We start from the raw sequence: 11,512 nt of genomic DNA, 5'->3' as shown, positions 1-11,512 counted from the left end.
TCTTAGAGCCTGTTCAAAGTCTCGCGAGCAAGAGCGAGACAAGGCGAAAACGGCTGAGAAAGCGGAGTGTACATTCGGTACATGAGCATTTCGAAGCGGTTTTCAACGCCGTATCGCCGAAGCGCAGCAGACTTTGAACAGGTTCTTAGGCCGTCAGATATTTATTCCACAGCTGATTGCGGAAACGGCCGGCCGGGTCCAGCGTCCGCTTCAAGGCGAACAGCTTGCCGGCATCGGGATAGGCCCGCTGGAATTGCTCGCGGCTGGCATGCAATTGATAAGGCAGGTAATAGCTGCCGCCCTGAGCCAGCGCGGCGTCTATCAATTGGCGGGTCCACACTCCCACCTGGCGCCGCGCGGCCTCGTCCTTGCCCTGCCGGTAATACAGCACCAGGGAGAACACCTCCTGCCGCGCCCACGCCAGCACGGTGCCGGCATCCGCCGGCGAATGGCGGATGGACACATTGAGCGCGGCCACTTGGTGCGTGTCCAGAATGGCCGCCATCGCGGCAACGAAACGTTCCAGCTTCGCCACCGGAACAAAATATTCCTGCAGCACGAAGCTGTGGCCGTCATCCGCGATGCGGCCCAGCGAGGCCACGTCCAGACTGGCTTCCCGGTTGCGCCAGAGCACGGCGGCGCGGGCGAAGCGCAGCGGATCGGCGACCTTCTTGCGCAATAGCGGCCCGCCGGGCAGTTCGGCCCAGGCGCGGATCGCCCCTTCCTGCAACCAATAGCGCTGCCCCTGCGGCGTCAGTCTGCGCTTGTCGGTCAAGGCCTGATCGCTGACGCGCCAGGTCACCGCGGTGGCTTCCTGAAAGTAAGGCGGCGCCAGATCGGCGTTGTGCATCACCGCGCCGCTGTCGGCGCGCACATGCTTGAAGAAGAAGTCGCGATACGCGTCCAGCCGCATGCGTTCCACCCGCCGCTCCAGCGGCTGATTGACGGCCAGTTCCAGCTCCACCTCGCAGATCACGCCCAAGGCGCCGTAAGCGCCGATAGCCGCGAAAAACACCTCCGGCCGCTGTTGGCGGCTGGCCTTAAGCAGGCTGCCGTCGGCCAGCGCGATCACGATGGAGCGCACCGCGTTCACCAGCGGTCCCAGCCCGACGTAACGGCCATGGGCGTTCACCGACAAGGAGCCGCCAATGGTGAAGTTGGCGTAGCTTTGCATGATTTTCACCGCCAGGCCGTGCGGGTCCACCCATTGCTGCAGCTCGCGCCAGCTCATGCCGGCCTGGACCCGGACCAGCCGCTGCCGCGGCTCCAGGCTCAGCAGACGATTGCAGCGCCTCATGTCCAGATGCAGGCTGCCGGGGCTGGCGATCTGCCCGCCCATGCTGAAACGGCCGCCGCCTATGGACACTGGGCCAGGCCATTGTCGCAGCGCCTGCTGAATGTCGGCGCTGCTGCGCGGCGTCGCCACTTGCGCGACCAGCACCGGGTTCATGCCGGTGATGTCGTTGACCACCGTGCCGGCGGGGGTCGCCGCCCAGGCCAGTAAAGGCTGGCATAGCGGCGCCGCCGCGCTCAGCAGCCCGGCTTTGAGCAGGGCGCGGCGCAGTGGATCAACGGGACTATCGGGAATGGGACGGGGGGTGGCGGGCGGTATCGGCATGCGCCGCAGTCTACGGCCAGCCGAATGGCATGACAAGCGGCCCGGATGCAAGCGCCGGGCCGGCTTCGTTTCAGCGTCGCGGCATGAAACGCACGTAATCGCCTTCCGCCACCTTGCCCGGCGCCTGCACTGAGCCGATGGCGAAATTGGGCTGCACCTGGCTGATGGTGACATCGCCGGCCAGGGTTTCCGGCACGCCCAGTTCGCGGCCGGAGATCAGATCGCGCACCGGTTGCGCGCTCTTGCGCTGATAGATCAGGAATTTGTCGCCGACGGCGATGCCGTCCAGCGAGCCGGCATTGATATAAACCTGGCGCGGGCCGGACAATTTGACGATGCGGGCGGAGAACGGGATGCAGGAAATCACGTCGCTGATCTTGCGGGTGGCCAGGTCCAGCGCGCGGTCCACCGCCTGGCCATAATCGCTCTGCCAGAAGGCGGCCGAGGCGAACGGCCGCGGCGGGCTCACCATCACTTCGCCCTTGCCCAGCTCCGACACCCGCTCGCGCGCCAGCAGCGCGCCGGTCAAGCCGTCGTAAACCCAGACCTCGGCGTCGAACTGGCGCTCGGTGGGCACGTATTTGACGCCGCCGCCGAACAGACCGGCGAAGGGACCGTTATAGAATGTGCCCTGCTGGCTGGTGTTATTGGATTCATACAGCGATTTGCGCAGGCCCTTGGCGGTGACGCCGGTGGCCAGCACCCGCCCCGCCACCACGAACTGCGCGTCCTCGGTTTCGCCGATGCGGCGCACGGTTTCCGCGCCAGCCGCCGGTTCGGCGATGCGCGAATCGGCCAGCACCGACACGGTGTTGGCGTCCAGCAGGCTGTACATGCGGTTGGCGCCCAGCCGCCGCGACAGCTCGGTGGGCAAGCCGGTGGCCAGTTCCGGCATGTCGGACGCCTCCGCCGGGCGGTCCACCTGGAAATAGGTGGTGACGATCTTGCGGCGCAGGCTGCGACCGGCCGGCATCGCGCAGGCGGCTTCGGTTCCGCGCGCGGTACGCGGCGCTTTGGAGGTGTCCACCTCCACCTTGACATGGTAGAGCTTGCCCTGCTGGTACTCGCTCACCACCTTGACCTCACCCCGCACGGGCGCCAGCGGGGTCAGGCTGCCGGATTCGCTGCTCCTGCCGTAGTCCAGCCCCTGCGAGGCTTCCACCCGCGCGCCCTGGCGCAGCGCAATCATCTTCAGCGCGTCCTGCAACGCCTGTTCACGCGCGACGGCGCCGCCGCCGTCCAGCGCCGCCACGCCCTCGGCGCTCAGGATCTCGGCGCCGGCCGAGCACGCAAAAACCGCCGCGAACGCGGCGGCCAGCACGGGGGAAACGCGAAACCGCATCATTGGGCCATATAGTAGTTGCTGCTGTAGCGCGCGGCGCCGCAATTGCCGTCGGCGCATTGCAGGCCGGCGGTGGCGTTTTCCTGCGAAGCCTTCATCACGCTGCCGGTCTTGTCCAGCGCCTGGCGGAATTGCTTGTAGAACTCCTGGTCCAGCATGATTTCGGCCACCGCCTCGCTGGTGCCGTCCGGCTTCATGGTGTTGGACACGATGTTGACGCCGCGCAGATAGGCATCCACATAGGTGCGGAAGCTATCGCTGTTGGCGATCATGTTCGATACCGAGCTATTGCCCACCAGCTTCATGCCCTGCACCTGTTCCGCGATCGCGCGGAAAGCGTCCAGCCGCGCGGCGCGCAAGGCCAGCAGCTTGCGTTGCGACGGGGTCAGACTGGAGGTGTACGGCGCGGCGCCGCTGCCCACCACTCGCACCACGATGGGCTGATAGGGGTTCACTTCCTTGACCACCACCTTGGGCGCTTCGGTCTCGATGCCGGGGCCGACGAAACCGACGCCGCTGGGCGTCATGCCGGCCGGCTTGGGCGCGGCGGCCGCTACCACCGGGGGATGCTCGGCGGTGGCGCAGGCGGACAGCCCCAACAGAACAGTAAACACGCAGGCAAGACTGGGAATCGTTTTCATGGCAAGTACCGTTGGATGTTGTTCGAATTATGAAGCGATCTAAAGGAACGTCAACCGCAACATCGACATTGACAGCCGGAACTTGAGAGCCGGAACGCATCTTCCCGTCATGTCTGGCGCGCATCGGCCCGGTTCAACTGCCGCGCCGAGGAAAAACCGGCCGCCAGCGCGGCCTTTTCCTTGGACAGGCCGGCGTCGCGCCATTGACCGGCCAAGGCCAGCCTCAGCGCCGCGTGATAGCCATGCACCGATACGCCGGCATGCTCGCGAAACAGCCGCGACAAATGGCGGGAACTGACGTGGACCTGGCCGGCCAGGTCCTCCACCCGCCAGCCGCGCGCCGGATCGGCGGCGATCAGATCCTGCGCCTTGTGCACCGCCGGGTGCAGATGGTTGCGGTGAGTCAGCCACGGCGACAACTCCGGGTCGCCGGCGGAACGGCGGAAATACACCACCATGTGGCGCGCCACTTCACGCGCCGGGCCGGGTCCGGCCAGTTCCGCGATCAAATGCAGCGCCAGATCCACGCCGGCGGTGATGCCGGCGCTGCTGCTGATGGGGCCATCCTGCACGAATACCCGGTTCTGCTGCACCTTGGCGCGCGGCGCCAGTTGCTGCAGCCGCTGCAGCAAGGTGTGGTGGGTGGTGCAGTGGCGGCCGTCCAGCACCCCGGCCTCGGCCGCCAGCAGGCTGCCGGAGCAGATGCAGGCAACGCGGTGGCGGCCCGGGTCCAGCTCGCGCCGCAGCCAGCGCACGATTTCGCGCGCCTCGGGCCGCGCATAGGCTTCGATGGAATGCGAGGCGCCGCTGATCACCACCAGCGCGCCATCCGGCAAAGCCCGCGGCAAGGGCGCCGCGCCCAGCAGGCCCAGCCCCAGCGAGGTGGAAACCTCCGGCGTCGGCGCCACATAATGCGGGCGCAGCGGCAGGCCGAACTGAGCCGCGATGCGAAAAGCGTCGGCCGGCCCGGCCAGATCCACCAGCAAGAGATTGGGCGGCAACACGAAATAGACATCAAGCGCCACGCGTCGCCACTCCCTGGCGCCAGCGCGCCAGCCAGCGCGCGCCGAACACGTTCACCACCAGGCCAGCCAATAGCAGCAGGCTGCCGGCCGCCTGCAGCGCGCTCAGGTGCTCGCCCAGCAGCAGGCTGGACGCCAGCACGCCCACCACCGGCACCAGCAAGGAGAACGGCGCCACCTTGCCCGCCGGGTGGCGCGACAGCAGCCGGCTCCACAAGCCGTAGCCGAACAAGGTGGCGACGAAGGCCAGATAGCACACCGCGAACAGCGCCTGCGGCGTGAAATGGCTCAGCGCGGCGGCGATGCGCTCGCCGCCCTCCAGCCACCAGGACAAGAGGAAGAAAGGAATCGGCGGCACCAGGCTGGACCACACCACCAGACCCAGCGGCTGCACGCTGTAGCCGGCGCGGCCCATCTGCCGCACCACCACATTGGACAGCGCCCAGCTGAAGGCGGCGGCGATGGTCAGCCCCAGCCCCACCGCCGTCATGCTGCCGCCCTTGCTCAGGCCGATCAGCGCCAGGCCGCCCAAGGCCAGCAGCAGGCCCGCCATCTGGCTGGCCTGCCAACGCTCGCGCAGCCACAGCCCGGCCAGGATCAAGGTGAAGAAGGCTTGCGACTGCAGCACCACCGAGGCGAGGCCGGCCGGCATGCCCAGCTTGATCGCGGTGAACAGGCAGGCGAACTGGCCGACGCCCACGCTCAGGCCATAGGCCAGCAGATAGCGCCACGGCAAGGCCGGCCGGCGGATGAAGAACAAGGCCGGCACCGCCGCCAGGCAGAAGCGCAGCCCGCCCAGCAATAAGGGCGGCACATCCGACACCCCCCATTTGATCACCACGAAGTTGACGCCCCACACCAGCACGATGGCCAGCGCCTGCATGAGATCACTCCAGGGCATCGCCGCCTCCCCGCGCGCCCGGCCACAGCACCGCCTGGGCGACGATGACGCGCTCGCCGTCGAAAGTGGCGGCCGGCGAGCCATGCAAGCGGTAACCCAGCGCCAGCGCCTCGCTGACGCGGCGGCAAAAGCTGGAGTCGTCAGGGCCGGTCAGCAAACGATAAACAGGCAGGCCTTCCGGCGGATGAACAGATGGCATGTCCTTGGACATGGGCTTTCTCCTTCAACAAGCGCTTGCCAAACGCGGCGGGCCTGGCCCGCCACATTCATTTCGAGTACCGCTTCACAGTAACATCAGATAGTCGCGATGGCGACGGTCACATGCGGCTTGCTCAGCGCTCCAGCTTGGCCAGCGCCTGCTCCACGCTGACGATGTCGGCGAAACGGCCGGCCAGCACCAGCTCGGTCTTGGCGCGGATCTGCGCCGGACTGAACGCCTGGCCGCTGAGCGGATGGCTCATCGCGAAGGTCAACGTGGCCTCGGTGACGAAGTCGACTTCATAACCCAGGTCCGACGCCACCCGGGTGGTGGTTTCGCAGCATTGCTCGGTGCGGATGCCGCTCACGATCAGCCGCTGGATGCCGTGACGGATCAGCCAGGGCTGCAGGCCGGAATCGGTCAAGGCATTGTGCACATGCTTGACGAAGGTGGCGGCCGGCCGGTGGCTCAGCCACGCTTGCGGCCGCACCAGGCCGGACTCGGCGGAAAAGGCTGCGTCGCCGTCTTCATGCAGGATGTTGATCACCGGCACGCCGCGCTGCTCGGCGCCGGCGATCAATTGCTGCAGCTTGGCCTGGAAGGCCGGCAGCTCATCCTCATTCCAGTACGGACGGTGACGGAAGGACTCTTGCACATCGATCAGCAATAAGGCGGTTTTTTTCATGGCGGCTTCTCCATCGCATCCGGGCCGGACGCTGTTGAACACAGCCCGAATGCTACGGACTCGCGCGCCTTTATTTAACGCTGATTACGGACAAGCCACTGTCAAAAACGGACATCGTGCCCACCGGCCGCGCCGCCGCCGGCGCGGCAGCGATCTCGGCCGACGGCGTCCGGCCATGCGGCTGGAACTCATCGTACAACAGCCACAGCGCGGTGGCGGCCATCAACACGCCCATGCTCAGGTTGAAGCCCAACAAGGCGCGCGGGCTGGACAGCCAGGCGCGCAGCCGCTCGCCGGCCCAGGCCCAGACGCCTATGCACGGCAGATTGACCACGGCGAACACCAGCGCCAGCATGCTCGCGCCCAGCCAGCGCTGCTCCAGCGCCGGCGGCATGAACAGGATGGCGGCGTTGATCACCATCACCCAGGCCTTGGGATTCAGCCACTGGAACAGCGCGGCGCCGACGAAGCCCAACGGCTTGGCCGCCGCGCCGGCTTCCGGCTGGCCGGCGCGGGCGATCTTCCACGACAGCCACAATAGATAGGCGCAGCCCAACAAGGCCAGCGGCAGCCGCGCGGCCTGGATGCCGTCCAGCAGCAGCGACAGCAGGCTGGCCACCAGGAATACCTGGAAGGCGCAGCCCAGGCTGATGCCCAGCATGTGCGGAATGGTGCGGCGGAAGCCGAAATTGACGCCGGAAGCGGTCAGCATCAGATTATTGGGGCCGGGGGTGATCGACATCACGGCCACATAGGACAACAAGGCGAATTCAGGCATGGCGCTCACTTTTCTTTCCACCGCGCGAGGTGGCGCGGCATGGCATTGCGGGAACGAAGCCCGCCCCGCGGCCGGCTCCGTCGTCCCAATCCATGCTACGCAGCGCCGCCGCATGCCGACAGCGGCAGCTGTCACCTTTATCCGTGGTGACAGAACAGGGTTTTCGCAAACTGTCACCATCGCCTATCATGGCTACTGTGTCTGTCTACCGCCGCCCAAGCGCGGCAAGCTGTCCTCATGGAACCCACTGTCACCCCCCACGCCCCCACGCTGTACCAGCAATTGGCCGACGACCTGTCGCTGGCGATCAAGCGCGGCACGCTGCCGCCCGGCTCCAAGCTGCCCTCGGTGCGCCGCACTTCGCAAAGCCGCCAGCTCAGCCTCAACACCGTGGTGGCCGCCTACCGGGTGCTGGAGGACCGCGGCCTGGTCGAGGCGCGGCCGCAGTCCGGCTACTATGTGCGCGCGCGGCTGCCGTCGCCGGCGCGCGCGTCCGATACCCTGAGCAGCCCGGCGGCGCCCACCCGCCCGCAGGTGCTGGGACTGATAGACACCGTGCTGGAAGCGCAGCAGAACGAGGACTACATCGATCTGGCGCTGGCCTGCCCGCATGGCGGCGACTTCTACCCCGGCGGCAAGCTGGGCCGGCTGATGGGCCAGATCCTGCGCCGCCAGCCCGGCATGGTCAGCCGCTACGCGCTGCCCCCGGGCTCCTTGCGGCTGCGCACCCAGATCGCGCGCCGCGGCCTGGAACTGGGCATGACGCTGCAGCCGCAGGACATCGTGCTCACCCACGGCTGCATGGAAGCGCTGCAATTGGCGCTGCGTGCGGTGACCCGCCCCGGCGACACCGTGGGCCTGGAATCGCCGACCTATTTCAATCTCTTGCCGCTGATCGCCAGCCTGGGCCTGAAGACGGTGGAAATCCCCACCGATCCGCAAACCGGCCTGTCGATAGACGCGGTGGAGCTGTTGTTGGCGGAAAAGCGCATCAACACCCTGGTGGCCATGCCCAATGTGCACAATCCGCTGGGCGCGACCATGCCGCTGGAGGCGAAAAAGCGGCTGGCGCGGCTGCTCAGCCGCCACCAGGTGCCGCTGATCGAGGACGCCCTCTACGCCGAACTGCAGTTCGGCGACACCCTGAGCCCGGCGGTCAAGGCCTTTGACGACGAAGGCTGGGTCATCGTCTGCTCCAGCTACACCAAGACGCTGGCGCCGGACTTCCGCATCGGCTGGATGGAAGGTGGCCGCTTCGGCCATGCGCTGCGCCAGCTCAAGTTCGCCTCCTCGGTGGCGGAACCGGCGGTGCTCGCGGAAACCCTGGGCGCCTTCCTGGAATCCGGCGGCTACGATCACCACCTGCGCGCGCTGAAGCGGCGCTACGCCGCCCATGTGGAGAAAGTGCGCGGCATGATCGCGCGCCATTTCCCGGCGGGCACCCACGCCACCGCGCCCTCCGGCGGCTTTTTGATCTGGGTGGAACTGCCCGAGGGCATAGACGCGGTGGCGCTGTTCCACGCCGCCATCGCCGAGAAAATCAGCATCATGCCCGGCCCGCTGTATTCTCCCAGCGGCCGCTATCCCAATGCGCTGCGGCTGTCTTGCTGCTACCCGCTGGACCAGCGCTACCTGACGGCGCTGGCCCGCGTCGGCGCGCTGGCCGCCGAGCTCAGGAGCGGCTAAACCAGACAAAGCCGGAATCCGTTTTGAATGACAATGAAATCAAAAACATCAAGACGAAGCAAAGCCGCCCGCGTTGTCAAGGCCGCGGCCCTTACCGCCGCATCGCCGTCGAGGCCGAAGGCGCATTGAGCGAATGCGCTAGCCAAACACGGTTCATCCCGCACGCGTAGCCGCGCCGGCCAAGGCCGAGTGGCGATATGGCCGGCGATGCCTGCAAACCTCGTCCGATCCGATGCCACAGCCATCCAGCTCACGGCGTTTCGACGGCCGCGCGCTCTGGTCGATTACTGTTCTTTTGGCCGGCGTAAGCTTCGACCCATAAAAGTCATAATGCATAAAAAGGCTTGGAGTCCCGTGCCGGCCCAGGCGTGTCCTGCATGCCCCAATCCGTCCTTCCCGGTCAGCGACGCTCTTGATCCAAGCCCCGGGCTCGCCCGTTTATCGCAAACCTATCATCAAGGAGTCTTGCCATGATCGACGATCAAGCCGTACTGGACATCGCCCTGGACGACGATGTGGACGCCGAAATCGAACGCGTGCTGGCGATGATCTCGCCGCAGGAACTGCAGCGCCTGCAAAACCGGCTGCAGCAGCTGTTCCAATTGCAGTATTCCGAGACCGACTCGCACCCGCACAATATCAAGACCATCATCAAGGGCCGCGATATCCAGTTCTCGCGCGGCGTGTCGCCAGCCTCCCGCGCCTTCATGATTCTGCACAGCCTCGGTCATTACTTCTTCATCTGCGTGGCCAAGCGCAAGAATATCGAGCGCTATTCCTATATCTACGACCTGCGCGGCGTGCAGGCCGCGCTGCACTATTACGAAACCGCCGGCCAGTCCAATGGCCTGGACGAGCCGCCGCCGATGACCGAACAGCGCCGCAAGGACCGGGTCTCCTTCGAAGTGGGCGCCAACCGCTTCGCCGCCGATCTGCTGGCCCATATCGGCTTCGAGCACGTGGCCCAATTGCTGCGGCGTTACGAAATCGGCGATATCAACTATATTCTCGATGTTTCGCGCGGCGGCAAGGCCGCCATCGTGCCCAGCGACCGCGACTACCTGCGCCAGTACATCTGCGCCGGCCTGTCCATCGACCCGGCCGACGCCTACGACGACGGCGTCTATTCGCCGGACGCGTTCCGGCCGGACGGCATCGATTGGCAACACATCGAGGACATCAAGCTTGAGATCCACTTTTTCTGAGCGCGGGCGGGCGGCGCGATGAGCGGCCGTCAGCTCGCCACCCTGTTCTGCTGCATGTTCATCATCGGTTCGGCTGAAGTGGCGGCCGGACCGATGATGGCTTTGATGGGCCGCCATTTCGGCGTGGCCTCCAGCGCCATCGCCTATCTGCCCGCCGCCTATGGCCTGTGCTACGGCGCCTTCGCCCTGGTGGCCGGACCGCTGTCCGACCGCTTCGGCCGCAAACGGCCGCTACAGTGGGGCCTGCTCGGTTTCACCCTGTTTTGCGCCTTGATGCCGGCCGCGCCCACCCTGACCGCGGCCATCGCGCTGTCCGCGCTGAGCGGGTTGTGCGCGGCGGTGATACAGCCCAATGCGTTGGCGCTGGTGGCGGATCTGGCGCCGCGCGAGCAATTGGCCAAGCGGCTGGGCCAGGTCTTCATCGGCCTGATGCTGGCCTTCGTGCTGACGCCGGCGCTGAGCGGCCGGCTGGCCGACACCGCCGGCTGGCAGGCCAGCTATTACGCGCTGGCCGGCTGCGGCCTGCTGGCCTGGGTCGCGGTATGGCGCGGCTTTGCCTCCGGCGGCGGTCACGCCGCCGCGGACGACGGCTTCCTGGCCACGCTGGCCGGCGCCTGGAACACCCCCGGCGCGCGCCGGCGGCTGAGCGCCAGCTATCTGTGGCTGGGCTGGGTGGCCGGCTTCGGCGCGGTGGTGGCGGAAGTCGCCGCGCGCAAGCTGGCGCTGAGCTCCACCACCGGAGGCCTGCTCGCCGGCGGCTTCGGCCTGGTGATCATGCTGGGCAATCTGTGCGGCGTGCCGCTGCAGCGGCGCTGGGGCGAGGCCGCGCTGCCGGCGATGGCGCTGTGCGGCGCGCTGGGCATCCTGGCTTTTCTGCTGCCCTTCACCGCGCTGTGGCAGCTAGCGCTGGCCGGCTGTCTGTGGGCCTTCGGCTACGGCTGCGCCGGCCCCTTGCACCACGCCCGCCTCAGCATTCTGTCCGAGCGTTACCGCGGCACCCTCAACTCTTATCACGCCAGCCTGCTGAACCTGGGCATTTTCTCGGCATCCTTCCTGCTGGGCATGAGCAGCGAGCCGCATCCGATTGCCTGGTTCTGCGCCGCCGCCGGCCTGCTGACGCTGAGCGGCGCCGCGCTGCTGCTACCTTTTGGCGCCGGCATGGGGCTGGCGCGCACCAGCAAGGCCTGAGAACCTGTTCAAAGTCTGCTGCGCTTCAGCGATACGGCATTGAAAACAGCTCAAAATGCTCATGTACCACGTGTACATTCCGCTTTTTCACTCGTTTTCGCCTAGTCTCGCCCTTGCTCGCGAGACTTTGAACAGGGGAGGAGAAGTCCTTAACATGATTTTTAGTTCAGCCAGCGGCATTTGAGCGCGGAAAGCGCGCAGCCACCTGTCTCTTATACACATGGAGGAGAGAAAGAGAGGAAGGGGA

General features: G+C 66.6%; 11 protein-coding genes. 3 read left to right on the top strand and 8 right to left on the bottom strand.

All coding sequences use genetic code 11. From position 1 onward, the window contains the following. Positions 1-145: 145 nt before the first annotated feature. The 8 genes from LQT98_RS06415 to LQT98_RS06380 form a co-directional block, all read right to left on the bottom strand. Entirely contained in the window at positions 146-1,618 is a 1,473-nt protein-coding gene (locus tag LQT98_RS06415; protein ID WP_231461571.1) for an FAD-binding oxidoreductase, read from the bottom strand. Positions 1,619-1,688: 70 nt separating this feature from the next. Continuing rightward, positions 1,689-2,960: a flagellar assembly protein T N-terminal domain-containing protein gene (locus LQT98_RS06410; RefSeq protein WP_231461570.1), complete on the bottom strand. Its 1,272-nt coding sequence runs from the start codon at positions 2,958-2,960 to the stop codon at positions 1,689-1,691. Then, positions 2,960-3,601 carry an LPP20 family lipoprotein gene (locus tag LQT98_RS06405; RefSeq protein ID WP_231461569.1) on the bottom strand — a complete coding sequence of 214 codons (642 nt, stop codon included), beginning with the start codon at positions 3,599-3,601 and terminating at the stop codon, positions 2,960-2,962. The genes LQT98_RS06410 and LQT98_RS06405 overlap by 1 nt, the downstream gene beginning before the upstream one ends. Before the next feature lie 107 nt (positions 3,602-3,708). After that, complete coding sequence (locus LQT98_RS06400) at positions 3,709-4,626, bottom strand: GlxA family transcriptional regulator (RefSeq protein WP_231461568.1); 918 nt, start codon at positions 4,624-4,626, stop codon at positions 3,709-3,711. Then, positions 4,616-5,524: an EamA family transporter gene (locus LQT98_RS06395; protein WP_231461567.1), complete on the bottom strand. Its 909-nt coding sequence runs from the start codon at positions 5,522-5,524 to the stop codon at positions 4,616-4,618. Before LQT98_RS06395 ends, LQT98_RS06400 begins: the two co-directional genes overlap by 11 nt. Next, positions 5,511-5,735: a DUF1737 domain-containing protein gene (locus tag LQT98_RS06390; protein ID WP_231461566.1), complete on the bottom strand. Its 225-nt coding sequence runs from the start codon at positions 5,733-5,735 to the stop codon at positions 5,511-5,513. The genes LQT98_RS06395 and LQT98_RS06390 overlap by 14 nt, the downstream gene beginning before the upstream one ends. Positions 5,736-5,856: 121 nt before the next feature. Further along, positions 5,857-6,408 carry an isochorismatase family protein gene (locus LQT98_RS06385; RefSeq protein ID WP_231461565.1) on the bottom strand — a complete coding sequence of 184 codons (552 nt, stop codon included), beginning with the start codon at positions 6,406-6,408 and terminating at the stop codon, positions 5,857-5,859. Between the two features lie 70 nt (positions 6,409-6,478). Next, entirely contained in the window at positions 6,479-7,186 is a 708-nt protein-coding gene (locus LQT98_RS06380) for a LysE family translocator (RefSeq protein ID WP_231461572.1), read from the bottom strand. A gap of 237 nt (positions 7,187-7,423) precedes the next feature. Between LQT98_RS06380 and LQT98_RS06375 the strand changes: the two genes are divergently transcribed. The 3 genes from LQT98_RS06375 to LQT98_RS06365 all read left to right on the top strand — a co-directional run bounded on the left by LQT98_RS06375 (position 7,424) and on the right by LQT98_RS06365 (position 11,265). Further along, positions 7,424-8,872: an aminotransferase-like domain-containing protein gene (locus LQT98_RS06375; protein WP_231461564.1), complete on the top strand. Its 1,449-nt coding sequence runs from the start codon at positions 7,424-7,426 to the stop codon at positions 8,870-8,872. 470 nt (positions 8,873-9,342) lie between these two features. Beyond that, positions 9,343-10,077, top strand: a complete 735-nt coding sequence (locus tag LQT98_RS06370) for a hypothetical protein (RefSeq protein ID WP_048407830.1) — start codon at positions 9,343-9,345, stop codon at positions 10,075-10,077. Between the two features lie 18 nt (positions 10,078-10,095). Next, positions 10,096-11,265, top strand: a complete 1,170-nt coding sequence (locus LQT98_RS06365) for an MFS transporter (RefSeq protein WP_231461563.1) — start codon at positions 10,096-10,098, stop codon at positions 11,263-11,265. The last annotated feature ends 247 nt before the right edge of the window (positions 11,266-11,512 follow it).

The organism is Chromobacterium aquaticum, assembly GCF_021129195.1.
Taxonomy (GTDB): domain Bacteria; phylum Pseudomonadota; class Gammaproteobacteria; order Burkholderiales; family Chromobacteriaceae; genus Chromobacterium; species Chromobacterium aquaticum.
The sequence above is the reverse complement of the archived record's forward strand: the minus strand, read 5'-3'. Positions and strand labels throughout refer to the sequence as shown.